At 66.8% G+C, this 24,789-nt stretch carries 21 protein-coding genes and 1 pseudogene; 8 read left to right on the top strand and 14 right to left on the bottom strand.

What is annotated here, in order from left to right:
• Positions 1 to 48 precede the first annotated feature (48 nt).
• Entirely contained in the window at positions 49 to 939 is an 891-nt protein-coding gene (locus RS899_RS06145; RefSeq protein ID WP_024765410.1) for a bile acid:sodium symporter family protein, read from the bottom strand.
• A 435-nt stretch (positions 940 to 1,374) separates the two neighbouring features.
• Entirely contained in the window at positions 1,375 to 2,136 is a 762-nt protein-coding gene (locus RS899_RS06140; protein ID WP_024765409.1) for an SDR family oxidoreductase, read from the bottom strand.
• Between the two features lie 228 nt (positions 2,137 to 2,364).
• Here RS899_RS06140 and RS899_RS06135 point away from each other — a divergent pair, with 228 nt between their 5' ends.
• Positions 2,365 to 3,369 (top strand): NADP-dependent oxidoreductase, encoded by a 1,005-nt coding sequence (locus RS899_RS06135; RefSeq protein WP_315809360.1) that lies wholly within the window; start codon positions 2,365 to 2,367, stop codon positions 3,367 to 3,369.
• A gap of 390 nt (positions 3,370 to 3,759) precedes the next feature.
• Positions 3,760 to 5,508: a SulP family inorganic anion transporter gene (locus tag RS899_RS06130; RefSeq protein ID WP_315809359.1), complete on the top strand. Its 1,749-nt coding sequence runs from the start codon at positions 3,760 to 3,762 to the stop codon at positions 5,506 to 5,508.
• On the opposite strand, the gene RS899_RS30775 is transcribed toward RS899_RS06130, so the two are convergent.
• Positions 5,476 to 6,180 (bottom strand): methyl-accepting chemotaxis protein, encoded by a 705-nt coding sequence (locus tag RS899_RS30775; RefSeq protein WP_409978073.1) that lies wholly within the window; start codon positions 6,178 to 6,180, stop codon positions 5,476 to 5,478. The two genes, RS899_RS06130 and RS899_RS30775, sit on opposite strands and share 33 nt — an antisense overlap.
• Before the next feature lie 201 nt (positions 6,181 to 6,381).
• Positions 6,382 to 6,432 (bottom strand): annotated as a pseudogene (locus tag RS899_RS30770) (hypothetical protein); the annotation flags it as partial.
• A gap of 1,279 nt (positions 6,433 to 7,711) precedes the next feature.
• Here RS899_RS30770 and RS899_RS06120 point away from each other — a divergent pair.
• Positions 7,712 to 8,086, top strand: coding sequence for a hypothetical protein (locus RS899_RS06120; protein ID WP_315809357.1), 375 nt, complete (start codon positions 7,712 to 7,714; stop codon positions 8,084 to 8,086).
• Positions 8,087 to 8,110: 24 nt separating this feature from the next.
• Here the strand turns inward: RS899_RS06120 and RS899_RS06115 are convergent, their stop codons facing one another.
• On the bottom strand, positions 8,111 to 8,719 hold the full coding sequence (locus RS899_RS06115) for a flavin reductase family protein (protein WP_315809356.1): 609 nt from the start codon (positions 8,717 to 8,719) through the stop codon (positions 8,111 to 8,113).
• Between the two features lie 64 nt (positions 8,720 to 8,783).
• Entirely contained in the window at positions 8,784 to 9,062 is a 279-nt protein-coding gene (locus RS899_RS06110; RefSeq protein ID WP_024767322.1) for a hypothetical protein, read from the bottom strand.
• Positions 9,063 to 9,212: 150 nt separating this feature from the next.
• Here RS899_RS06110 and RS899_RS06105 point away from each other — a divergent pair, with 150 nt between their 5' ends.
• Entirely contained in the window at positions 9,213 to 9,560 is a 348-nt protein-coding gene (locus tag RS899_RS06105; RefSeq protein ID WP_054908434.1) for a GFA family protein, read from the top strand.
• Between the two features lie 110 nt (positions 9,561 to 9,670).
• On the opposite strand, the gene mnmH is transcribed toward RS899_RS06105, so the two are convergent.
• Both mnmH and selD read right to left on the bottom strand, forming a co-directional pair.
• The gene (gene mnmH, locus RS899_RS06100; RefSeq protein WP_315809355.1) at positions 9,671 to 10,771 is read right to left on the bottom strand and encodes a tRNA 2-selenouridine(34) synthase MnmH; all 1,101 of its coding nucleotides are present in this window, start codon (positions 10,769 to 10,771) and stop codon (positions 9,671 to 9,673) included.
• Entirely contained in the window at positions 10,771 to 11,805 is a 1,035-nt protein-coding gene (gene selD, locus RS899_RS06095; RefSeq protein WP_315809354.1) for a selenide, water dikinase SelD, read from the bottom strand. Before selD ends, mnmH begins: the two co-directional genes overlap by 1 nt.
• 107 nt (positions 11,806 to 11,912) lie before the next feature.
• Here selD and RS899_RS06090 point away from each other — a divergent pair, with 107 nt between their 5' ends.
• Positions 11,913 to 12,950: a patatin-like phospholipase family protein gene (locus tag RS899_RS06090; RefSeq protein ID WP_315809353.1), complete on the top strand. Its 1,038-nt coding sequence runs from the start codon at positions 11,913 to 11,915 to the stop codon at positions 12,948 to 12,950.
• A gap of 435 nt (positions 12,951 to 13,385) precedes the next feature.
• On the opposite strand, the gene RS899_RS06085 is transcribed toward RS899_RS06090, so the two are convergent.
• From RS899_RS06085 to kdpF, 6 genes are all read right to left on the bottom strand, one after another.
• Positions 13,386 to 14,078 carry a response regulator gene (locus RS899_RS06085; RefSeq protein ID WP_315810405.1) on the bottom strand — a complete coding sequence of 231 codons (693 nt, stop codon included), beginning with the start codon at positions 14,076 to 14,078 and terminating at the stop codon, positions 13,386 to 13,388.
• A 43-nt stretch (positions 14,079 to 14,121) separates the two neighbouring features.
• Positions 14,122 to 16,779 carry a sensor histidine kinase KdpD gene (locus RS899_RS06080; RefSeq protein WP_315809352.1) on the bottom strand — a complete coding sequence of 886 codons (2,658 nt, stop codon included), beginning with the start codon at positions 16,777 to 16,779 and terminating at the stop codon, positions 14,122 to 14,124.
• Between the two features lie 270 nt (positions 16,780 to 17,049).
• Positions 17,050 to 17,598: a potassium-transporting ATPase subunit KdpC gene (gene kdpC, locus RS899_RS06075; protein ID WP_315809351.1), complete on the bottom strand. Its 549-nt coding sequence runs from the start codon at positions 17,596 to 17,598 to the stop codon at positions 17,050 to 17,052.
• Between the two features lie 222 nt (positions 17,599 to 17,820).
• Positions 17,821 to 19,881: a potassium-transporting ATPase subunit KdpB gene (gene kdpB, locus RS899_RS06070; RefSeq protein ID WP_315809350.1), complete on the bottom strand. Its 2,061-nt coding sequence runs from the start codon at positions 19,879 to 19,881 to the stop codon at positions 17,821 to 17,823.
• A gap of 12 nt (positions 19,882 to 19,893) precedes the next feature.
• Positions 19,894 to 21,588, bottom strand: coding sequence for a potassium-transporting ATPase subunit KdpA (kdpA, locus tag RS899_RS06065; protein ID WP_054908427.1), 1,695 nt, complete (start codon positions 21,586 to 21,588; stop codon positions 19,894 to 19,896).
• Positions 21,589 to 21,596: 8 nt separating this feature from the next.
• Positions 21,597 to 21,686 carry a K(+)-transporting ATPase subunit F gene (gene kdpF / locus RS899_RS06060; RefSeq protein WP_009618573.1) on the bottom strand — a complete coding sequence of 30 codons (90 nt, stop codon included), beginning with the start codon at positions 21,684 to 21,686 and terminating at the stop codon, positions 21,597 to 21,599.
• Between the two features lie 321 nt (positions 21,687 to 22,007).
• Between kdpF and RS899_RS06055 the strand changes: the two genes are divergently transcribed.
• From RS899_RS06055 to RS899_RS06045, 3 genes are all read left to right on the top strand, one after another.
• Positions 22,008 to 22,763, top strand: coding sequence for a response regulator (locus RS899_RS06055; RefSeq protein ID WP_054908426.1), 756 nt, complete (start codon positions 22,008 to 22,010; stop codon positions 22,761 to 22,763).
• Entirely contained in the window at positions 22,744 to 23,850 is a 1,107-nt protein-coding gene (locus RS899_RS06050) for a HAMP domain-containing sensor histidine kinase (RefSeq protein ID WP_315809349.1), read from the top strand. The genes RS899_RS06055 and RS899_RS06050 overlap by 20 nt, the downstream gene beginning before the upstream one ends.
• 108 nt (positions 23,851 to 23,958) lie before the next feature.
• Positions 23,959 to 24,735: an EF-hand domain-containing protein gene (locus RS899_RS06045; RefSeq protein ID WP_315809348.1), complete on the top strand. Its 777-nt coding sequence runs from the start codon at positions 23,959 to 23,961 to the stop codon at positions 24,733 to 24,735.
• Positions 24,736 to 24,789 lie beyond the last annotated feature (54 nt).

The raw sequence follows: 24,789 nt of genomic DNA, 5'->3' as shown, positions 1-24,789 counted from the left end.
GGGAGCGCGCCATGCGCGAATCATGCGCATGGCGGGTGCGGTAGCGGATCAGGCGGGCGCCTGCTCCGCGGCTGTCTTCGCCACGCCGCGGCTGACCCACCAGCCGAACAGACCGGCGGTGAAGAACATCAGCACGCCGTAGATCGCCGCCGGAATCGCCATGGTGCTGTTGTTCAGCAGCATCGGGCTGAGCGCCAGGGCAATGGCCAGGGTGCCGTTGTGGATGCCGATCTCCATGCCGATGGCGATGGACTGCGGCTTGGACAGCTTGAGCAGGCGTGGCACCCAGTAGCCCACGGCGAGGCTCAGCAGGTTGAAGCTCAGGGCGGCCGCGCCAACGATGGGGGCGTAGGTCAGGAAGGTCTGCCAGTCCTTGGTCACGGCCACGCCGATGATCACCGCCAGCAGCAGCGCCGAGAGGATCTTCACCGGCTTCTGCAGCGCCGCCGCCACGCTCGGCAGCAGGCGCCGCACGATCATGCCGATGGCGACCGGTCCCAGGACGATGACAAACACCTGCAGCACCTTGCCGAATTGCAGCGGAATGGTCTGGCCGTCGTTCATGAAGTACAGCAGCGACATGTTGACGATCAGCGGCATGGTGAGGATGGCGATCACCGAGTTCACCGCGGTCAGCGTGATGTTCAGCGCCACGTCACCGTGGGCCAGGTGGCTGTAGAGGTTCGCGGTGGTGCCGCCGGGGGACGCGGCGAGCAGCATCATGCCCACCGCCAGCGCGGCCTCGAGGGCAAAGCCGACGGTAATGAGGAAGCACGCCAGGGGCAGCAGGATGATCTGGCAGACCAGGCCGATGAGCACCGGCTTGGGATAGCGCACCACGCGGGCGAAGTCGGCGACGGTCAGGGACAGGCCGAGGCCCAGCATGATGATGCCCAGGGCGATGGGCATGAAAAGCGTCAGCAAGGGATCGTTGGTCATTGTCATTATTCTCCAACTGGGGTGGGCCGATTGTTTCGGCCTCTTGGGCGCTTGTAACTGGCCTTGCAGGCCAAAACCACTTCATCCTGTAACAGAATGCAAAGACTTGTAGCGAACGGGTCGGGATCGTCGGCGGGTACGCTTTTTGTAGGAGCGAGCTTGCTCGCGAACCGCCCAGCGCCGAATCGGCTGGTAAATGCGCTCCTACAGGTGATTCATGAAGTAATAGGACTGGGAACACCCTCTCCCTGAAGGGAGAGGGATTCGTCCTCCGCCACATTCAGTTCGTCGCTCACCTGACACCGTTTCGGTTACATGAAACGGGGGACGAGCCGGCTAAACAGGCGTGTCACCCGCATGCCGAACAGCCCCCTCTCCCTTCAGGGAGAGGGTTGGGGAGAGGGAACACTCGAGCACACCGCTCCCCCGAGACGATCAGATCGCCGTGGCCCCGCCATCCACCGGCAGCGCGATGCCCGTGGTGAAGCCGGCGTGGTCGCTGCACAGGTACAGCACCGCGCTGGCGATTTCCTCGACGCGACCGACGCGACCCACCGGGTGCATGGCAGCGGCGAACTCGGCCTTCTTCGGGTCGGCCTCGTAGGCGCGACGGAACATGTCGGTGTCGATCACCGCCGGGCAGACGGCGTTGACGCGGATTTTCTTCTTCGCGTACTCGATGGCGGCGGACTTGGTCAGGCCGATCACCGCATGCTTGGAGGCGGCGTAGATGCTCATTTTCGGCGCAGCGCCCAGGCCGGCCACGGAGGCGGTGTTGACGATGGCGCCGCCACCCTGCTCCAGCATCACCGGAATCTGGTGCTTCATGCACAGCCAGACGCCCTTCACGTTGACGCCCATGATGGCGTCGAACTCGCTCTCCTCGCCGTCGGCCAGCTTGCCCTTCTCGATCTCGATGCCGGCATTGTTGAAGGCGTAGTCCAGGCGACCGTAGGCGGCCACGGTGCCTTCCACCAGCGCCTTGACCTCAGCATCGCGGGTCACGTCGCAACGGATGAAGGTGGCCTCGCCACCGGCGGCGCGGATCAGCTCGACGGTAGCTTCGCCGCCCTTGGCGTCGACGTCGGAAACCACGACCTTCACGCCCTGCTGGGCGAAGGCCTGGGCGGTGGCGCGGCCGATACCGTTACCGGCGCCAGTGACCAGGGCAACCTGGCCGGAAAGCAGCTGACTCATGAGCGAACCTCGAAGCGGTTTGGGAAATAACCGTCGCAGTCTAGCCAGCGCTCCAGCGGCGCGAAGCACTATCAGGCGGGGCGACGTTCCTGCATCCATGGCAATGATGATTCCTGCAAATCCGGATCACTGGAACCGATGGGCGAACATTCCTCCGGCGGACGGAACTTGCCCCGGCGCGGCAGGCGGACTATCACCTAGGCTTTCCCACTGACTGAGTCCATTGCCATGTCTGCCCAGATCAACCGCCAGTTTCAGCTCGCCCAGCGCCCGGTCGGCGCCGCCACCCGCGACACCTTCGCCTACGTGGAAACCCCGGTCGGCGAGCCCGGTCCGGGGCAGATCCTGGTGCAGAACCAGTACCTGTCGCTGGACCCGGCCATGCGCGGCTGGATGAACGATGCCAAGTCCTATATCGCCCCGGTGGCCATCGGTGACGTGATGCGCGCCCTCGGCGTGGGCAAGGTGGTCGCCTCGCAGCACCCCGACTTCAAGGTCGGCGACGAGGTGAACGGCGCCCTCGGCGTGCAGGATTACTTCCTCGGCGAGCCGAAGGGTTTCTACAAGGTCGACAGCCAGCGCGCGCCGCTGCCGCTCTACCTCTCGGCGCTGGGCATGACCGGCATGACCGCCTACTTCGGCTTCCTTGACGTCGGCCTGCCCCAGGCCGGTGACACCGTGGTCGTCTCCGGCGCCGCCGGCGCGGTGGGCAGCGTGGTCGGGCAGATCGCCAAGATCAAGGGCTGCCGCGTGGTCGGCATCGCCGGGGGCGCCGACAAGTGCCGCTACCTGATCGATGAACTGGGCTTCGACGGCGCCATCGACTACAAGGCCGAGGACGTCAACGCCGGCCTCAAGCGCGAGTGCCCCAAGGGCGTGAACGTGTTCTTCGACAACGTCGGCGGCGACATCCTCGACGCCGTGCTGGCCCGCCTGGCGCCCAAGGCACGCGTGGTGATCTGCGGCGCGATAAGCCAGTACAACAACAAGGAAGCCGTGCGCGGCCCGGCCAACTACCTGTCGCTGCTGGTCAACCGCGCGCGCATGGAGGGCATGGTGGTGATGGACTACGCCCACCTCTTCCAGGAAGGCTTCAAGGACATGGCGACCTGGATCAGCGAAGGCAAGCTGAAATCGAAGGAAGATATCGTCGAGGGCCTGGAAACCTTCCCCGAGACCCTGGCCAAGCTGTTCAGCGGCGAGAACTTCGGCAAGCTGGTGCTGAAGGTCTGACGACCAGTGCCACCCTCTTGCAGGAGCGAGCTTGCTCGCGAACCCGCCCGGCACCGATGTCGCCGGCAAGAGCGTTCGCGAGCAAGGACTAGGCGTCCCCCTCGGTCCTACAGGATCAACAGCGCCGCCCTGGCCCCCCGAGGGAGAGGGGATTGATCGGTGCAGGATGAAACAGCCGCATCAGCCCTCTGGGAGACGACTGCATGGATGCAGGAGGCAGGGCGACGCAGGATGCCAAAGCCGAGGGTTGGGGTGAGGGGTAAACCCAGCACTGAAGTTGCCTGCAGAAGCTGGCCTGGCTTTCTGCGCTCTATCTCGATGATTTCCGACAAGCTCTGAGGCGCCTTTCCAGCTAGGATTTCCCTTGGCCGATTCCAAGGAAGATCCCCGATGTCCCTCGCCCGCTGGCTGCCCGGTCTGGACAGCCTGCTGCACTACCGTTCCGACTGGCTGCCGCGCGATATCCAGGCCGGCCTGTCGGTGGCTGCGGTGCAGATTCCCACTGCCATTGCGTACTCGCAGATCATCGGCTTTCCGCCGCAGGTCGGGCTCTACGCCTGCATCCTGCCGATGCTGATCTACGCCATCGTCGGCAGCTCGCGGCAACTGATGGTCGGCCCCGATGCCGCCACCGCCGCCATGGTCGCGGCGGCCATCACGCCGCTGGCGGCAGGCAACCCGGAGCGGCTGCTGCAACTGTCGATGATCGTCGCGGTGCTGGTGGGCGCGCTGTCCATCGCCGCCGGCTTTGCACGTGCGGGATTCGTCGCCAGCTTCCTGTCGCGGCCGACGCTGGTGGGTTACCTCAACGGTATCGGCCTGAGCCTGATCGCCGGCCAGCTCGGCAAGATCCTCGGCTACCACAGCGAGACCAGCGGTTTCGTCCGCGGCCTGATCGCGCTGATCCGCAACCTCGCCGATACGCACCTGCCGACGCTGGCGCTGGGCGTCGGCACCCTGGCGCTGATGATCCTGTTACCACGTCGCTACCCGAAGATTCCCGGCGCGCTGATCGGCGTGTTGTTCGCCTCGGTCATCGCCGCCGTGTTCGGCCTGGACCAGTACGGCATCAAGCTGCTGGGCGAGGTGCCGCAAGGCCTGCCCCACCTGACCTGGCCGAAGACCAGCGTCGAAGAGGCCGGCAGCCTGTTCCGCGATGCCATGGGCATCACCATCGTCAGCTTCTGCAGCGCGATGCTCACCGCGCGCAGCTTCGCCGCCCGCCACGGCTATGCCATCGACGCCAACCACGAGTTCATGGCGCTGGGCATGGCCAACATCGGTGCGGGGATTTCCCAGGGCTTCGTCATCAGCGGCGCCGACTCGCGTACCGCGGTGAACGACATGGTCGGCGGCAAGAGCCAGATGGTCGGCGTGGTCGCCGCCCTGGTGATCGGCCTGGTCCTGCTGCTGTTCAGCAAGCCGCTGGGCTGGGTGCCGATGCCGGCGCTGGGCGCGGTGCTGCTGATGGCCGGCTGGGGCCTGATCGACTTCCGCGCACTGCGCGGTTTCTGGGCGCTGAGCCGGTTCGAGTTCGGCCTGTGCGTGCTGACCACGGTCGGCGTGCTCAGCGTCGGCGTGCTGCCGGGCATCTTCGTCGCCATCATGCTGGCCCTGCTGCGCCTGCTCTATCTCACCTATCGCCCGCACGACGCGGTGATGGGCTGGGTGCATGGCATCGACGGCCAGGTGGAGATCGAGCAATACCCCAACGCGCGCACCTTGCCGGGGCTGGTGATCTACCGCTTCGACGCGCCGATCCTGTTCTTCAATGCCGACTACTTCAAGCAACGCATTCTCGAGGTGGTGGCCCAGACGCCGAACGCCCGCGCCGTGCTGCTCAACGCCGAAGGCATCCTCAACCTGGACATCAGCGGCCTGACCACGCTACGCGAAGTGCAGCAGACCCTCGAGGCCCAGGGCGTTTACCTGTCACTGGCGCGGGTCACCGGCGAAACGCTGGCCCTGCTCAAGCGCTCGCAACTGCTGGGCGAGGTGAAGCCGCCGCTGGTGTTCAGCTCCGTGCGTGCGGGCGTCAACGCCTACCGACGCTGGCACCAGCAGCGCAAGCGCGAGCAGGAAGCGGCCGAGCGCGCCGCGGCGGCGTCACAGCCGGAACTGCCCCACCAGCCCCTGTAGCTCGCGGCTGAGCTGCGCCAGCTCGACGCTGGATGATGCGGTGGACTCCATGGCCTGCGCCGATTCGTCGGCGATGCCACGGATGCTGGTGACGCTGCGGCTGATCTCCTCGGCGACCGCGCTCTGCTGTTCGGAAGCGGCGGCGATCTGCTGGTTCATCTGGTGGATCACCGCCACCGCCGAGGCGATGTTGCCCAGCGCGGCCTCGGTCTGTACCGCGTCACCCACGGTCATCTCAACCAGCGTGTGACTGCGCTGCATACGCTGTACCGACGTGGTCGCGCCGCTCTGCAGGGCGGCGATCAGCGTCTCGATTTCGGCGGTGGACTGCTGGGTGCGCCGCGCCAGCGCCCGCACCTCATCGGCCACCACGGCAAAGCCCCGGCCCTGCTCGCCGGCCCGCGCCGCCTCGATGGCGGCGTTGAGCGCCAGCAGGTTGGTCTGCTCGGCGACATTCTTGATTACCACCAGCACGCTGCCGATGCTCTGGCTCTCGCGGCCGAGCTGCTCGATGCTTTCGGTGGCCGCGCGCACGGCGTCGGCCAGTTGCTCGATACGGCCAAGGGTCTGGCGCACCACATCCTGCCCGCTGGCGACCTTGCCATCGGCCTGTTCGGCGGAACTGGCGGCTTCCTCGGCGTTGCGCGCGACATCATGCACGGTGGCCGCCATCTGGTTCATCGCCGTGGCAACCTGGTCGGTCTCGGCCTTCTGCGAGTTCACCCCGTGCTGGGTGCGCTCGGTGACACTGGAAAGCGCCTGCGCCGACGCGGTGATCTGCCCTACGCCATCGCTGAGCCGGCTGACAATGCCGCGCAGGCTGTCGGCCATGCTGCCCACCGCGCCCATCAGTTGGCCGACTTCGTCCTTGCGCCGCACCTCGATGCTCACGCTCAGATCACCCTCGGCGATGCGGCTGGCCATGCCGATGACCTGGCGCAGCGGCCGCACGATCATCCAGGTGATCAGCAGCGAAGCCAGTGCGCCCACCAGTAGCGCCAGCGCCGCCGAAGCGACGATCAGCAGCGTATTGGTGCGCAGCTGGGTCTGCATGGCCGCCCGTTGCGCCGCATAGGCGTCATCGACCTGCTGCATGACCTGGGCCGCGCGGTCGTTCATCTGCGCGTGGACCTGTTTTTCCTGCTCGAGGCTGGCGGTGTATTCGTCGAGCTTCTCGACGAAGGCGTTGATGTTGGTGATGACGTCCTTGAGCACCGAGACGTAGGTTGGATCGGTGATGGCCTCCTGCAGCTTGGCGGACAGTTCCAGCGCCTCGGCGGCGGACTTTATGCGCCCTCCCTCGGCCTTCTCGCCGCTCTCGCCGCCGGCCTCCATGCGCGAGCGCGCCTCGTTCAGGCCCTGCAGCACCAGACGGTAGAGCTGGCTGACCTGTGCGGCCTGCTGCAGCAACTCCTCACCCTTCTGGCCCTGGGATTCCTTGAGTTCGTAGGCGCCGTCATCGGCCAGGCTGGATTGCAGGATGTCCAGGCTGTTGGAGGCACCGTTCACCGACCAGGTGGCGGCGTCCAGCGACAGCCGCCGGCTCTTGCTGGACTTCTCGAACTTCTCGAATGCCGCCAGGTAATCGGCGATGCCCTGCTCCACCCGGGCCATGGCTGCCGCCTGGTCCGGCCGGGCCTTGAGCCGCGTCACCGCCTCGCCGAGATTGCCGGCGTGCTCGCGCAGGCGCTTGGCGGAAGCATCGCTGGCGTCGATGACGAAATCCTTCTCGCTCTGGCGCATCTCCAGCAGTTCGCGGTTGATGGTCGACATGTCGCCGAGCAGGTCGAAGCGCTGGGAAATGGCGCGCAACGACGTCACGCCGATGACCGCCACCAGCGCCGTGAGCAACAGCACCAGGCCGAAGCCGATGGCCAGTTTCTTCGCCGTGCCCATGTCGGCCAGACGACGCTGCACGAAGGCAACCATGGCTACTCCCCCCATCCGCAATGGCGTTGCAGGAAATCCTCGTAGGTCTCCTGCTCGTTATCGGTGCTTGTGGGCGGAACATTAGGAGCGCTGCCCATCGACTGGATAGAGGGCGCGACGGTGATGGCACGGTGATGCTGCGCAGGGATACGTGGAGGTCGTATCCAGAACACTGAACAGAACTTTCCTGGCACGGATACGGAAATCGCCGACAGCGACCTGCCTGCCCGACCGTTCAGATTCCGCCCCTTGCCCTTCCACTCCAGGTGCGCGGATGAATGCCTTCTACCAACTGGTCCTGCAGCGCCCGCTGACGGGATTCGCCGACGAACTCTACCTGCCGGAGTTGTACCGCGAGCAACGCCGCCTCGACCCCCTGCTGCTCACGCGCGGGCATCTGCCGATTCGACATTTCGTCTGCCCGCAGACCTACGACGAGAGCAAGGGCGAATGGCTGGACTGCTGGTTCGAGGCGCAGGCCGGCTGGCGCCTGGTACAGGTCGTCGTCAGCCTGGTTCACGGCAGTACGCTGGAATTCACCCGCCGCGACGAATTGCTCTCGGAACTCTTCGCCCTCGGCGAGCGGCTGGACGAGGCGCGCCTCGGCGACATCCGCTGGCAACTCGGCCTGGAGCTGGAATTTGCCTGACGGCGCAGCGCCAGGCGGGCAGCCCTACTTCGGGCAAATCATGCTGAAGGTGTCACGGGTGTAGCTGTACTGGGTGCCGCCCAGACGGCCCACCAGGTCCAGCCGCGCCGGGTCGATATGGCGTTCGTCCTGCATCACCGCATCGTCGATATGCGCCAGTAGCACGTGGGCGAAGATCAGCATGCTCGAGGGATTTTCCGCCGGGTACGGCATGATTTCCGCCAACTGGCATTCGAAGGCCACCGGCGCGCCCACGACGCGAGGTGGAGCAACACGCTCGCTGGGCACCGTGGCGATGCTGGCGTGCTCGATCTCGCTAACGCCGTGGGGCAGCCAGGCGGCGGTGGCGTTCATGGCCTCGGCCTGCGCGGCGCTGACCAGGTGGATCACCAGCTCGCCGGTCTCGCGCACGTTGCGCAAGGTGTCCTTGACGCTGCCGTCGTCGCGCACGCTGGTGTTGACCAGCAGGGTCGGCGGCGAATCGCTGATGACCTGGAAGAAGCTGAACGGCGCGAGGTTGCTTTGCCCCTCTTTCGACAGCGTGGAGACCCAGGCGATGGGGCGCGGCGTGACGGTGGAAGCCAGCCAGCGATAAGCCTCGGCCTTGGACAGTTGAGTGAAGTCGAGTTGCATGGGCAGATCCGGACAAATCGGTGGGAAGACGCGGACCGCGCCAGGCGGCCCGGCGGTGCGCGGCTCAGCGGCCGGCGCGGGATTCCTTGATGTAGAAACGCGCACGGCTGGCCTTGTCAGAGCAACCGGTGTACGCCTCGACCTGCTGCTGAGTCTTGGCAGCGGTCAGCAGGCCCAGGGCCTTGGAGTAGCTGACGGTGCCGGCGAAGCCTTCGGCCTTGGCCAGGTCCAGTTCGTGCCAGGCGGCATCCAGTTGCGAGGCGCAGCTGTCGCGGTTGACGGTCTTGCCCGAGCAGCCAGCGACGGCCAGCGCCAGGGCGATGATCAGGGGAATGCGCGGCATGACGGAACTCCTGGGAATATTCGCGGTGAATCCAGCTTAGAACGCGGCGCAGGGGCCTGCCGGATGGCGCCGCAGTATGCCATCGGACGGATGGCGTTCAAGCGACTACTACACTGTTTGACCACGGGATATCCCGACAGGAGAAGGATCATGGTGCATCAGGGCAGTTGCCATTGCGGGCAGATCGCGTTCGAAGTGGAAGGGGATGTCGGTGAGGTTGTGTCATGCAACTGCTCGATCTGCCGACGCAAGGGCTCGCTGCTCTGGTTCGTGCCGCGCGGCAAGCTGAAGCTGACGACTCCTGAGAGTGCGATGAGCACCTATACGTTCAACACCCATCGCATCGAGCATCGCTTCTGCCCCACCTGCGGCTGCGCACCGCTGGCCTACGCCAGCGCGCCGGATGGCACGCCAATGGCGGCGATCAATGTGCGCTGCCTGCCGGGTGTAGAACTCGCCGGGCTGACGGTGAAGGAGTACGACGGCAAGAGCCGGTGAGAAATGATTGCTCCGCTGCGGGCCTGACGACATCGCGGATGGAGTCCGCGATGTCGTCAGGCCCGCAGCGGTTCAAACGGCTTCGCGAGCAAGCTCGCGCCTACAAAGAGCTAGCGCTCGGCGCGGAAGCGCAGGTACTCCACCACTTCGTCCTGCGTCCCGCGGAACTCCACGCGCTCGCCCTTGCTCTCGCGCTGGAAGGCATACATCGGGTCGTAGTATTCGCCCAGCAGGCCCTCGATCCAGCCCCGGTGCAGGTCCACCGCACCGCTGCGCTTCTGCTCTTCCAGGGCTTCGTCCATGATCGCTGCCAGGCGCTGGTAGCGCTCGCCGCCCAGCCGCTTGACGATGCCCGACAGGCTCTTGCGCAGGTAAGCCGCGAAGGAGTCGAACCCGCCCTCCTCGCCCACCACCTGGACATGATCAGCGCACAGGTTCACCACGTAGTCCTTGAGGATGCGCTCCACGCGCTGCTCGAAGCTGTCCTCCAGCCACACCAGCGGGTAGTGCTGCATGCCCTGGTACAGCTCCAGCGGCACCGAACAGCTGCCAACGATGCGGCCCTCATCCTCCAGCACGAACTGCTCCATGCCGGCGTGGCGCTTCTTCAGGATGTCGATGGCCAGGCGGTTCTCGAAGTCGATCTGCGCCGGCTGCGGCGTGGCGCGGCGGCCGAAGGCAGAGCCGCGGTGGTTGGCGTGGCCTTCAAGGTCCAGGCTGTTGGCCAGTTGGGCGATGACCTCGGTCTTGCCGGTGCCGGTCAGGCCGCCCACCAGCACGAACTGACATTCCTCGGTGGCGGCGCGGGTGGTGTCGAAGAGGAAGCCGCGCATCGCCTTGTAGCCACCCACTACGCGCGGGTAGTCGATGCCAGCCTCGGTCTTCAGCCACTGCTGGGTGATCTGCGAGCGCAGGCCACCGCGGAAGCAGTACAGGTAGCCCTCGGGGTTGGCCTTGGCGAAGTTTGCCCAGGCTTCGATCCGCTCGGCCTTGATCTGGCCGCAGACCAGTTCGTGGCCCAGAGCAATGGCCGCCTGCTGGCCGTTCTGCTTATAGCTGGTGCCGACCTTCTGCCGCTCGATGTCGTTCATCAGCGGCAGGTTGATCACATTGGGGAAGGCGCCCTTGCCGAATTCGACCGGGGCGCGCACGTCCATCATCTTCACATCGCCGAGGAACAGCTCGCGGTAGTGGCGGGTGTTGTCGCGCATCACTCCACCTCGACCGCGTGGCGCTGTCGGCCAACCAGTTCGCCGATGGGCGCCAGGTCCATGCCCAGCTCCTTCGCCGTGGCGAGGAATTGCGTTTCTCCCTCCGGCTCCACTGCCACCAGCAGGCCGCCACTGGTCTGCGGGTCGCACAGCAGCAGCTTGTGCAGCTCGGGCAGCGGCGCAATGCGTTCGCCGTAGCTGTCGAAATTGCGCAGGGTGCCGCCGGGCACGCAGCCGGCTTCCAGGTAATGCTCGACGCTGGCCAGGCGCGGTACGGCGTCGTAGCGCACGCGAGCGGTCAGCCCGCTACCGTCGGCCATTTCCACCAGGTGGCCGAGCAGACCGAAGCCGGTGACGTCGGTCATTGCCTTCACGCCGTCGAGCTTGCCGAAGCGCGCGCCGGGTTTGTTCAGGGTGCACATCCAGTCGCGGGCGACGCCCACGTCTTCGGCGCGCAGCTTGGCCTTCTTCTCGGCGGTGGTGAGGATGCCGATGCCCAGCGGCTTGGTCAGGTATAGCTTGCAGCCGGCGGTGGCGGTGTCGTTGCGCTTCATGAAGCGCTTCTCCACCAGCCCGGTGACGGCCAGGCCGAAGATCGGCTCGGGCGCGTCGATGGAATGCCCGCCGGCCAGCGGGATACCGGCTTCGTCGCAGACCTTGCGGCCACCGGCGATCACTTCACGGGCGATTTCCGGCGCCAGCACGTTCACCGGCCAGCCGAGAATGGCGATCGCCATCAGCGGGTCACCGCCCATGGCGTAAATGTCACTGATCGCGTTGGTGGCAGCGATACGGCCGAAATCGAAGGGATCGTCGACGATCGGCATGAAAAAGTCGGTGGTGGACACCACGCCGCGCTCGGCGTCGATAGCGTAAACCGCAGCGTCATCGCGCGAGGCGTTGCCGACCCACAGCTTCGGGTCGAGGTTCTGCGCGCCGCTGCCGGCGAGGATCACCTCCAGCACCTTGGGGGAAATCTTGCAGCCGCAACCGGCACCATGGCTGTACTGGGTCAGGCGGATCGGTTCGCTCATCGGGAGGCTCCGGCAGGGAAATCAAACGCCGATTCTAGCAAAGCCCGGCTTGGCTCGACCGGTGTGCCCGGCGTATCGTCGGGCAGTTCGTAACGCGGAGTTGCCCTATGTCAAAACAGATTGCGCTGGTGCTTGGCTCCGGCGGAGCCCGAGGTTATGCGCACATTGGCGTAATCGAGGAGATCGAACGGCGCGGCTATGAAGTGGTGTGCATCGCCGGCTGCTCCATGGGCGCGGTGATCGGCGGCATCTACGCCGCCGGCAAACTGGGCGAATACCGCGACTGGGTGGAAAGCCTGGACTACCTCGACGTGCTACGCCTGCTGGACGTCAGCTTCCGCCTCGGCGCGATCCGCGGCGAGCGGGTGTTCGGCAAGATTCACGAGCTGCTCGGCGAGATCAATATCGAGGACTTACCGATCCCCTACACGGCGGTCGCCACCGACCTGACCAACCAGCAGGAAATCTGGTTCCAGGAAGGCTGCCTGCACCAGGCCATGCGCGCCTCGGCGGCGATTCCCAGCCTGTTCACCCCGGTCATGCAGGGCACCCGCATGCTGGTGGACGGCGGCCTGCTCAACCCGCTGCCCATTGTCCCGGTGGTCTCGACCCACGCCGACCTGATCGTCGCGGTCAACCTCAACGCCACCAACCAGCGCCAGTATTCGCTGCCAGTGATCGAGCGCCCCGCCGCCCTGAAAGGCCGCTTCGACGCAGTGCTCTCCGGGCTGTCCAACAAGCTGAGCTTCTTCCGTAAAGGGGAGTCCGAGTCGCCACCCGAGCTGATCGCCGACGCCCTGCTCCACCCCGTCCCGGCCGCCTCCGAGGAACCGGCCGAACCGGAGATGCAGCAACCCGCCGCCGCCCCGCAGGCCAAGGGCTCGCCACGCTCCGCGACCGGCAGCCACGTGATCGACAGCAGCAGCCCGGCCTCCTTGCTGGAACTGGTGAACCAGAGCTTCGAGGTGATGCAGACGTCGCTGGCGCAGTACAAGATCGCCGGCTACCCGCCGGACATCCTGATCAACGTGCCCAAGCGCGTGTGCCGCTTCTTCGAGTTCTACAAGGCCCCGGAACTCATCGCCCTCGGCCGGCAGATCGCCAGCGATACGCTGGATCGGTATGAGGCGGAGAATCCGTATTGACCGGTTGATCCGGTGCCGTGCGGGTTCGCGAGCAAGCTCGCTCCTACAGAAACCCGACCCGCTCTGGCTCTGGATTTTTGAAGGTTTCCAGAGAAACATCCGCACGCTCCGAACGGCCCCGTTCAGGAGGCCTCGTTGAAGCGGAGTTTCAGGGGTTGAGCGACATGGATGTCGCGAGAGCGGCGATGGGCCAGGGATGGCCCTTCGCCGCGGGCCCCTGAAACTTCGATTCAACGAGGGTATTTTTCGCCTAAGCGAAAAACCGGATGTCCGGGGCAAGACCTTTGCCCACTTTGGGTCGTTTGCCAAAGTGGGTCGCCCGAGGGGGCGAAACAAGAAGTCCGCGCGCACGCCGAAGCGACGCGGGAAACCCCAGTGCGAGGCACACACATCGCGGACGGAGTCCGCTCCTACGCGGGAACGTACGTCGCGCGATCAGGCGTCGCGCAACCGATAGCCGACACCGGCTTCAGTAACAATGAATCGCGGTGTCGCCGGATCGTCAGCGAGCTTCTGCCGCAGATGCCCAACCACCACCCGCAGGTAATGCGTGTCCTCGGTATGCGTCGGCCCCCAGATATCCTTGAGCAATTGCTGCTGGGTAACCACCCGCCCGACGTGCCGAGCGAGGGTCGAAAGCACCGCGTACTCCTTGCGCGTCAGCGAGACTTCGTCACCGTCGAGCAGCACCCGGCGGTAGGAGAAATCCACGCTCAGCGGCCCGACCGCCACCACCGCCTCCTGCGTCTCGCCACTGCCACCCTGGCGCAGCAACACACGAATGCGCGCAAGAAACTCCTGGATACCGAAGGGCTTGGTCACGTAGTCGTTGGCGCCGCTGTCCAGCGCCAGCACCTTCTCGCTTTCGCTGGCGCGCACCGACAGCACCAGCACCGGCACCTGCGACCATTCGCGCAGCTCACGCAGCACGTCCTGGCCGTCCTTGTCCGGCAGGCCGAGGTCGAGCACCACCAGGTCCGGGCGGCCCAGCGCGGCCTGGGCCAGCCCTTCTTCACCGGTTCCGGCCTCCAGCACCTTGTAGCCGCCAGCGCTGAGGCTGATGCGGAGAAACTTGCGGATCTGCGGTTCGTCGTCGACGACCAGAATCGTGGCGGCGCTGGCGTTCATCGGGGTGTTGGGCTGGCTGGCGGAAGCGTCCAGCTTGAGCCTTTCAGACAGCAGCATCAAGTTCCTCCATATCCGGCTGCTGCTGCAGTGGCAGGTGCAGCACGAGGGTCGTGCCGCGGCCGTCGATGCCGTCTTCCACCGTGATGCGCCCACCATGGGCGCCGACCATGCCCTGGCAGATCGCCAGGCCCAGCCCGGTGCCCTGCCCGCCACGGTCGCCGCGCGCGGCGGTGTAGAACATGTCGAAGATCTTCTCCCGCTCCGCCGGCGGAATGCCCGGCCCTTCGTCGCTGACCGAGAAGCGCAACTCGTCCTCGATAGAATCCACTGCAACGCGCAAGCGGCCCTGTGGCGGCGAAAAGCGTGCGGCGTTTTCCAGCACATTGACCAGCGCCTGCTCGATCAGCGCGGCGTGTACGTAGAGCAGCGGCAACTCCGGCGGCACACGGGTTTCCACGTGATACGGCGCGACCACGGCACGCAGGCGATTGAGCGCGCTGCCGACGATGTCGCCGGGCGATACCCAGTCCCGCGACAGCTTCAGGCCGCCATGACCGAGCCGGGTCATGTCCAGCAGGTTCTGGATATAGCGGTCCAGGCGTTCGGCCTCGTCGCGGGTGCTTTCCAGCAGTTCGCGGCGGTCTGGTGGCGGGATCGCGTCGCCCAGAGCCAGCAGGCTGTCGATGGCGCCGCGCATGGAGGTCAGTGGCGTGCGCAGGTCATGGCTGACCGAGGCCAGCAGCGCGCTGCGCAATTGTTCGGTTTCACCGTGCAGGCGCGCGGCTTCCAGGTCTTCGGCCAGGCGCGCGCGGGCCAGGGCCTGCCCCAGCGGCTGGCCGAGGGCGGCGAGCAGGCGGCGGCGCGAGCCTGGCAGCGGCTGGCCGTCGCGCGGGCTGACACCCAGCAGAGCCAAAGGGCCGTCCTCGCCGAACAGCGGCCACCACCACCAGCGCCCACCCGGCAGCGTGCCGGTGCCCAGCCCGGCGGGCTGGTCGTGCTGCCAGGCCCAGTCGGCGGCGGCGCGCTCCTGGTCGTCGAAGGGCCGGTTCAATCCTCCTTCGACTTTCCACTCGCGGTTGACCTGCCCGAGCAGGCAGATGTCCAGCCCATCCCAGCCCCCCAGCTGTTGCGCGGCGGCGGTCATCACCGCCTGGCGGTCGGTGGCGGCGGTGAGCTTGCGCGACAGGTCGAGCAGTTGGCTGGTTTCTTCCTGTGTCTCACGCAACGCCTGCAGCTGCCGGCGCTGGCGGGCGGCAAGGTTGCCAGTGAGGCCGGCCATGAGCAGGAAGAACAGCAGCGTCAGCACGTCTTCTTCGCGCTGGATGGAGAAGGAGAAATGCGGCGGGATGAACAGGAAGTCGTAGGCCAGGAACGACAGCACCGCGCAGGCCAGCGCCGGGCCGAGGCTGCTGCGCACCGCCACCAGCAGCACGGCGGCAAGGAACACCAGGGAGATGTTGGGCAATTCCAGCATGCTGGCCACGCCCCAGGCGAGCGCGCTGGCGCAGGCAGCGGCCAGCGCGGCGAGCAGGTAATTGCCCCAGGGCCAGGGCGTTTGCGCGCGAACCTTGGGTGGCGTGAGATCGGCCTCGCTGTCGAGCACGCTGATTTCCAGCCCCCCGCCCAGGCGCAGCAGGCGCGCCGCAAGGCCGCCGCCGAACAGCTGGCGATACCAGCGTTGTCGTGAACGGCCAACCAGCAACAGCGTGGCGCGACGCTCCTTGGCATGTTCGACCAGGGTTCGCGCGACTTCGCCACCGCGCAGTTCGACGACATCGCCGCCCAGGCGCTCAGCGAGTTGCTGGGCGCTCTGCAATTGCATGCGCGACTCTTCGCTGCGCGCCTCGCCGGTGTCGACATGCACCAGCGACCAGGGCAGGTGCCGGCGTTCAGCTACGCGACTGGCGTGGCGCACCAGGCGTTCGGCGTTGTGTTCGCCATCCACGCCGACCAGCAGGCGCCCACGCACGGCGGGCGCCTCGCCGCCCTGCTGGCGATAGCGATGGGCAAGGTCGGCATCGACCCGCGCGGCGGCCGTCTGCATGGCCAGCTCGCGCAGCGCGGTCAGGTTGGTCTGGCTGAAGAAGGCGTCAATGGCGGCGCGCGCCTGCTCGGGCACATAGACCTTGCCCTCGCGCAGGCGCTCCAGCAGTTCGCGCGGCGGCAGGTCCACCAGCAACAGTTCGTAGGCTTCCTGCAGGACCCAATCGGGCACGGTTTCGCGCACCTGCACGCCGGTGATGTCGCGGACGTGGTCGTTGAGGCTTTCCAGGTGCTGGACGTTGACCGTGGTGTAGACGTCGATGCCGGCGGAAAGCAGCTCCTGGATGTCCTGCCAGCGCTTGGCGTGGCGGCTGCCGGGTGCATTGCTGTGGGCCAGTTCGTCCACCAGCGCCAGTGTGGGCGGGTCGGCGAGCAGGCCGTCGAGGTCCATTTCTTCGAGGGTGATGCCACGGTAGACAGAGCGCTTGAGCGCCTGCTGCGGCAGACCGGCGAGCAGTGCTTCGGTTTCGGCGCGGCCGTGGGTCTCGACGATGCCGACGCGCAGCTTGACGCCCTGGCGCAACTGGCTCTGGGCGGCCAGGAGCATGGCGTAGGTCTTGCCGACGCCCGGCGCGGCGCCGAGGAAAACCTTGAGGCGGCCACGGCCCATGGCAGGCAGGTCGGCCAGCAGGGCATCGGCGCGGTTGGGGTCGGTCATGTGGCTATCCTCGAAGTGCCTGATGGCGCTCGTTCATGTGTTGCTGGAGAAGGGGCCGAAACCTCTTTCCCACGGGAAGATACCGTCAACCAGCGCCGCCTTCCTGCATAGCGTCGACGGCGCTCCTACCAGAACAACGCGCGCGTGCTTTTGTAGGGTGCATAACGCGCCAGCGTTATCCACCACGATCAGAGCCGGCGGACAACCTGTTCCAGGTTATTCGCCCTACGGTCCAACCCTGGCTGCACCCTGCTACACAGGCGCTGGAGTCTAGCGAGGCAGGCTGGCCAGGGCCATGTTCAGCGCCAGCACGTTGACCACGGCGGGGCCGATCAGCGGGCGTTCGGTGTTGGCTTCCACCAGCTTCTCCAGGCTCGCCGCCGGCACGCCACGTTCCAGCGCGATGCGCGGCACCTGGTACAGCGCGGCGGCGGGCGGCAGCTGCGGGTCGAGGCCACTGCCGGAGGTGGTGATCAGCGCCAGCGGCACCGGTTGCCCACCCACCTGCTGGGCTGCAGCATCCTTGGCAATGCGTTCGGCCAGCGCCGGGTTGCCGGGCGCAAGGTTGCTGGCGCTGCTGGAGACGGTGGCGAAATCACCGGCCGAGGGGCGCGAATGGAACCACTGGGCGCCGTCGAATTTCTGCGCGATCAGGGCCGAGCCGCGGACGTTGCCCTGGTCGTCGCGCACCAGGCTGCCATTGGCCTGGTCGTGGAAGGCCACCTGGGCGATGCCGGTGACGGTCAGCGGGTAGACAACACCGGTGATCGCGCTGAGCAGGACCAGCGAGGCGATGGCGGGGCGGAGTTGGTTGAGCATGTTGGTGTTCCTCTGTTGGGTCGGGAGCGGGGCTGGTTACCCTCTCCCCCGCCCTCTGACTAGGCACCCCCCTGAAGGGAGAGGGCGTTGTTCGGTGCATCCGGCCAGTTCAGCGCCGGGCGTGGCCTGTAGGAGCGAGCTTGCTCGCGAACAACTATCCGGCTGCTCCAGCGCTCGGGCGGTTCGCGAGCAAGCTCGCTCCTACGAAAAGCCGCTCAGCAGTCAGGCGAGGCCGATGGCGACGAGCAGCATGTCGATCACCTTGATCCCCACGAACGGCGCCAGCAGCCCGCCCACGCCGTAGATCAGCAGGTTGCGCCGTAGCAGCTGCGAGGCGTCGCTGGCCTGCACGCGCACACCGCGCAGGGCCAGGGGAATCAGCGCAACGATGATCAGCGCGTTGAACACGATGGCCGAGAGGATGGCGCTCTGCGGGCTGGCCAGTTTCATCACGTTGAGCACGCCCAGCTGCGGGTAGATGCCGGCGAACAGCGCGGGAAGGATGGCGAAGTACTTGGCCACATCGTTGGCCACCGAGAAGGTGGTCAGCGCGCCACGGGTCACCAGCAGTTCCTTGCCGACCTGCACCACGTCCAGCAGCTTGGTCGGGTCGCTGTCCAGGTCTACCAGGTTGGCGGCCTCGCGGGCGGCCTGGGTGCCGTCGTTCATGGCCATGCCGACATCCGCCTGGGCTAACGCGGGGGCGTCGTTGGCGCCGTCGCCGCACATGGCGACCATGCGCCCCTCGCCCTGTTCCTGGCGGATGCGCGCCAGTTTCTTCTCCGGCGTGGCTTCGGCGATCACGTCGTCCACACCGGCTTCGGCGGCGATGGCGGCGGCGGTCAGCGGGTTGTCGCCGGTCACCATCACGGTGCGGATGCCCATGCGGCGCAGTTCGGCGAAGCGCTCGCGGATGCCCGGCTTGACCACGTCCTTGAGGTGAATAGCGCCCAGCAGTTTGCCGTCGGCCACCACCAGCAGCGGCGTGCCGCCACTCTGGGCGATCCGTTCGATTTCCTTGGCCAGGCTTTCCGGCATCTGCGCGCGCTCCAGGCCAACGAAGGCCAGCGCGGCGTCGACGGCGCCCTTGCGGTAGACATGGCCGTCCATGTCGATGCCTGACAGGCGCGTCTCGGCGCTGAAGGCGATCGGCGTCACGCGGCTGCGCTCCGGCTCCGGAAGGACGATCTGCGCGCGCAGGAACTCCACGATGGATTTGCCTTCCGGCGTATCGTCCGCCAGCGAGGCGAGGAACGCGCCCTCGGCCAGTTCCAGCGGCTGCACGCCGGGCGCGGTGTGCAGCGCGCTGCAGCGGCGGTTGCCGAAGGTGATGGTGCCGGTCTTGTCGAGCATCAGCACGTGCACATCCCCCGCCGCCTCCACGGCGCGGCCGGACTTGGCGATGACGTTCAGGCGCACCAGGCGGTCCATGCCGGCGATACCGATGGCCGACAGCAGGCCGCCGATGGTGGTGGGGATCAGGGTCACCAGCAGCGCCACCAGGAACACCAGCGGCAGGTTGCCGCCGGCGAACAGGGCGAAGGGTTTGAGGGTCACGACCACCAGCAGGAAGATCAGCGTCAGGCCGATCAGCAGGATGTCCAGCGCGACTTCGTTGGGGGTCTTCTGCCGCTTGGCGCCTTCCACCAGCGCGATCATGCGGTCGAGGGTGGATTCGCCGGGGTTGGCGGTGATTTTCACCAGCAGCCAGTCGGAGACCAGCCGGGTGTTGCCGGTGACAGCCGAACGGTCGCCGCCGGATTCGCGGATCACCGGCGCGGATTCGCCAGTGATGGCGGCCTCGTTGACCGCTGCCACGCCCTCGATCACCTCGCCGTCGCCGGGGATCAGCTCGCCAGCTTCGACGCGTACCACGTCGCCCTTGCGCAGGCTGCTGGCGGCGACTTTCTCGAACTTGCCGGTCACCGCCATGCGCATGGCCTGCAGGCCCTGGGTACCGGCCTTGAGGCTGTCGGCGCGGGCCTTGCCGCGGCCTTCTGCAAGGGCTTCGGCGAAGTTGGCGAAGAGCACGGTGAACCACAGCCACACGGCGATCTGCACGGCGACGAAGGTGGGCACCGACTCACCGCCGACCACACACAGCACGGTGGTCAGCACGGCGGTCAGGGCGACCACCAGCATCACCGGCGAGCGTTGCAGCTGGCGTGGGTCGAGCTTGATGAAGGCCTGCAGCAGTGCCGGCTTCCAGAGGGCGGACAGCGCGGTGGTCGGGCGCTTTTCAACGGCCTTTTTCATCGCGAGTTCCTGGGTATGTGCGTTCATTCAAGGAGCTCCTCAGAAACCAAGCGTCAGGTGATCGGCCACCGGGCCCAGCACCAGCGTTGGCAGGAAGTTCAGGCCGCCGACCAGCAGAATGGTCGCGGTCAGCAGGCTGACGAACAGCAGGCCGTGGGTCGGGAAGCTGTTGGGGCCAACGGGCGTGGCCTTCTTCGCCGCCAGGCTGCCGGCGATCGCCAGCACCGGCAGGATGTAGCCGAAGCGGCCGATCAGCATGGCCAGGGCGATCATCAGGTTGTGGAACGGCGTATTGGCGCCGAAGCCACCGAAGGCCGAGCCGTTGTTCGCGGTGCCCGAGGTATAGGCGTACAGCAGCTGGCTGAAGCCATGCGGGCCGGGGTTGCTCACTGCCGAGGCCGGGCCCGGCAGGCTGGCGGCGATGGCGCCGAGCACCAGCACGCCGACCGGCATTACCAGCAGGGTTGCCACCAACAGGCGGACTTCGCGGGCTTCGAGCTTCTTGCCGAGGTATTCCGGGGTGCGACCGACCATCAACCCGGCGAGGAACACGGCGATCAGGACGAACAACAGCATGCCGTAGAGCCCCGCGCCGACGCCGCCGAAGATCACTTCGCCGACCATCATGTTGAGCATCGCCACCATACCGGACAGCGGATTCAGGCTGTCATGCATGGCGTTCACCGAGCCATTGGAGGCCGCAGTGGTGGTCACCGACCAGAGCACGCTGGCAGTGGTGCCGAAGCGGCTTTCCTTGCCTTCCAGCGGGGCGGCCTGCTCCACCGGCAGCGCGCTGAGCGCCGGGTTGGGCTGGTACTCGGCCCACAGCGAGGCGCCCAGGCCGAGGGCGAACAGCACCAGCATGCAGCCGAGGATGGCGCGGCTCTGGCGCAGGTCCTTCACGTAGTGGCCGAAGGTGAACACCAGCGCAGCCGGGATCAGGATGATCGAGACAACTTCGAACAGGTTGCTCCAGATGGTCGGGTTCTCGAACGGGTGCGCCGAGTTCACGCCGAAGAAGCCGCCGCCGTTGGTGCCCAATTGCTTGATAGCGATCTGGCTGGCCGCCGGGCCCAGCGGGATGGACTGGTCGGCGCCCTGCACGGTCAGCGCGTGGGCGTAGTCGAGGAAGGTCTGCGGCACGCCCTGCCAGACCAGCAGCAGCGCCAGCAGCAGGCACAGCGGGATCAGCCCGTAGAGGGTGGCGCGGGTCAGGTCGACCCAGAAGTTGCCGAGGTTGTTCGTCGACTTGCGCGAGATGCCGCGGGCCAGCGCCACCAGCACAGCCAGGCCGACGGCGGCGCTGACGAAGTTCTGCACGGTCAGGCCGAGCATCTGGCTCAGGTAGCTCAGCGAAGCCTCACCGCTGTAGGCCTGCCAGTTGGTGTTGGTGACGAAGCTCACCGCGGTGTTGAAGGCCAGCGTCCACTCCAGGCCCGGCAGGTGCTGCGGGTTGAGCGGCAGGCCGCCCTGCAGCAGGAGGATGGCGAACAGCAGCGCGAGCCCGGCCAGGTTGAAGGCCAGTAGCGCCAGGGTGTAGCTCTTCCAGTTCTGCTCATCGTCAGGATGGATGCCGCATACGCGGTAAATGGCCCGCTCCACCGGCAGGAAGACCGGGCTGAGGAAGGTCCGCTGGCCCTCCATCACCTTGTAGTAGAAACGCCCGAGGAAGGGCGCCGGCACCAGCACCAGCGCCAGGAAGGCAACGATCAGCAGTACGTCATGGCTGTTCATGGCCACTCCTAGGAACGGTCGGCGCGCAGCAGCGCCACCAGCAGGTAGATGAACAGTCCCGTCGCCAGGACCAGGGACACACCGTCGAGCACGCTCATGATTGCTTTCTCCTCACGCGGGCGATTCCATCGCTTGATGCGGCTGTTGCCGCTTGACGGAAAGTTTCCGCAAGGAACGCGTAAAGGAGCGATTCCCGGGCTCGCCGGGCGGCGTAAAGAAGGCGTAAAAAACCGCATGGGAGCGGCGCCCGGCGGGCATGTATCGAAACCGATACACAGCGGACACGCTGGCGACACCCGTCGGCTGCAGCCTCGCCGACCATGGCCCGCGCACGCGATGACGGGTTAGCATGCGTGCGTCGCATGCCCCTGGCGGCCCCTGGCCATCCTGCCCCACGTTCTCCCGCGACAGGTTTCTTCATGCACCCGACCACTTCCGACGACCCACGCCGCTGGACCACCCGCGCCCTGCTGGTGGATGACGACGAGCCGATCCGCGAGCTGCTCTGCGGTTACCTGGCACGCTTCAACATCGAGACCCATGGCGTCGCCGACGGCGTGGAGATGCGCCGTGCGCTGGAGAACGACAGCTACGACGTGGTGGTGCTCGACCTGATGCTGCCGGGCGAAGACGGCCTGTCGCTGTGCCGCTACCTGCGCGCCGAATCGGACATCCCGATCCTCATGCTCACCGCCCGCTGCGAGCCGGCGGACCGCATCATCGGCCTGGAACTGGGCGCCGACGACTACATGGCCAAGCCCTTCGAACCGCGCGAGCTGGTAGCACGCATCCAGACCATCCTGCGCCGCGTGCGCGGCACCAGTCTCCCCAGCGAGGAAGGCACCCGCGGCGAACCGCGTGCCCAGGTGCGCTTCGACCAGTGGCGGCTAGACAGCGTGCTGCGCCAGCTGCATGCCCCGGATGGCCTGGTGGTGCCGCTGTCCAACGCCGAATTCCGCCTGCTCTGGGTGTTCCTCGAACGCCCGCGGCGGGTGCTCAACCGCGAACTGCTGCTGGACGCCGCCCGTGGCCGCGCCATCGAGGCCTTCGACCGCAGCATCGACCTGCTGGTCTCGCGCCTGCGGCAGAAGCTCGGCGACGATCCGCGCTCGCCCCGGCTGATCAAGACCGTACGCGGCGAAGGGTACCTGTTCGATGTCCGCGACATCGCCTGAGTCCGCGCCCGTGCGCGCAAAGGAAAAACCCCTGGAGCGCGCCGACAGCCTGTTCGCCCGGCTGTTCGGCGTGTTCCTGCTGGCCATCGTGGTCGCGCACCTGCTGGCCTTCGCCTGGTTCCATCACTACGGGCCGCGCCACGAGCCGCCACCGCCGCCACCAGCGGGAGCAGGTTTCGAACGCGGACCGCCACCACCGGGCATGATGCCGCCGCCACCGCCCGGCCCGCGCCTGCCGTTCTGGAGCGTGCCGTTCGCCTTCCAACTGCTGACCCTGATCCTCGCCGCCTACATCGGCGCGCGCCTGCTGGCCCGCCCGGTGCAGCATCTGGGTGACGCTGCGCTGCGCCTCTCCGAAGACCTGGACAGCCCACCCCTGCCGGAGACCGGCACGCGTGAAGCGCGCCAGGCCGCGCGCGCCTTCAACCGCATGCGCGAGCGCATTCGCGAACAGGTACAGCAGCGCAGCCGCATGCTGGTGGCGGTTTCCCATGACCTGCGCACGCCGCTCTCGCGCCTGCGCCTGCGCGTCGAGGAAGTCGACAACCCACAGCTGCGCACCCGCATCAGCCAGGACCTGGCCGAAATGATCGGCATGCTCGACTCCACCCTGCACTACCTGCAGCAGGAGCGCGCCAGCGAACCCCTGCAGTGGTTCGACGTGAAGGCGCTGGCCGACTCCCTCGCGGAGGATGCCTGCGAGCGCGGCGCCGATGTCGGCGTGGAAGGCTACTGCGCGCCGCTCAAGGTGCAGCCGATGGCACTGCGCTCCTGCCTGAACAACCTGCTGGACAATGCGCTGCGCTATGCCGGCGATGTCAGCATCGAACTGCGTGACGGCACCCGCGAGCTGGAAATCCGCGTACGCGACCACGGCCCAGGCATTCCCGCGGAGCTGCGCGAGCAGGTGTTCGAGCCGTTCTTCCGCCTGGAAGGCTCGCGCAACCGCAACTCCGGCGGCGTCGGCCTGGGCCTGGCCATCGCTCGCGATGCCGCGCGGCGCCAGGGCGGCGACCTGTTCTTCGAGGAAACCCCCGGCGGCGGCGCCACCGCCGTACTGCGCCTACCCAGAAGCACGACTGCGTAACGCCGTTGTAGCCGCCAGCAAACAAAGCGCACAAACCCGCGACACAGGCGCGCCCGAGGCTGTCATCACCGGAGAACCCTCCGGCTTGGCAACCATGGAGACTCTCCTATGATCAGCGGCGTGAGCAGCAGCTATGCGAGCTACTACACCAGCTCGCTCGCCCGGCCCCAGACCGCCAGCAGCACTACCACCACGCAGAGCGGTAGCACTGGCGCGTCCCAGGGCGCGGCGAAATTCCAGGAAGACCTGTTCAAGTCCATCGACAGCGATGGCGACGGCAGCATCAGCAAGGACGAACTGACCAGCGCGCTCTCGTCCGGCGACGACTCGGACAGCAGCGATATCGACATCGACGCTCTGCTCAGCGAGTTGGACAGCGATGCCAGCGGCGGCATCTCCCAGGACGAACTCTCCGCCGCCATGCCTCCGCCTCCCCCACCGCCGGGCGGCATGGGGGGAATGGCCGATGCGGGTGAATCCGCCGACGACCTGATCAGCGCCCTGGACAGCGACGGCGACGGCAGCCTCAGCAGCGACGAGCTTTCCGCCCTGGGCAGCAGCGACGACAGCGAGCGCCTGAGCGAGCTGTTCAGCCAACTCGACGCCGACGGCAACGGCTCCATCAGCAGCGACGAACTCGCCAGCGCACTGCAGGCGCAGCGCAGCGACGGTCCGCCACCTTCGGCCTCCAGTGGCTCGTCCAGCGACTCTTCCAGCGGCTCCTCGGACAGCTCGACGACCACCGCCTCCAGCACCTCCTCAGGCAGCGCCAACACCGGCGCTGCCTACCAGAAGCTGGTGGCCAACCTGCTCAAGCAATACCAGAGCAGCGAGGTCACCGCGCTCCAGGCTACCAGCGGCAGCCTGGTGAACATCGCCGCCTGATCCGCGTCGTCCCCACCGCCGGAGCGCCCCGCTCCGGCGGTATCACCCGTCAGT

The organism is Pseudomonas sp. C9-3 (assembly GCF_032392015.1).
GTDB lineage: Bacteria > Pseudomonadota > Gammaproteobacteria > Pseudomonadales > Pseudomonadaceae > Pseudomonas > Pseudomonas nitroreducens.
This window is presented reverse-complemented; position numbering and strand designations above follow the sequence as displayed.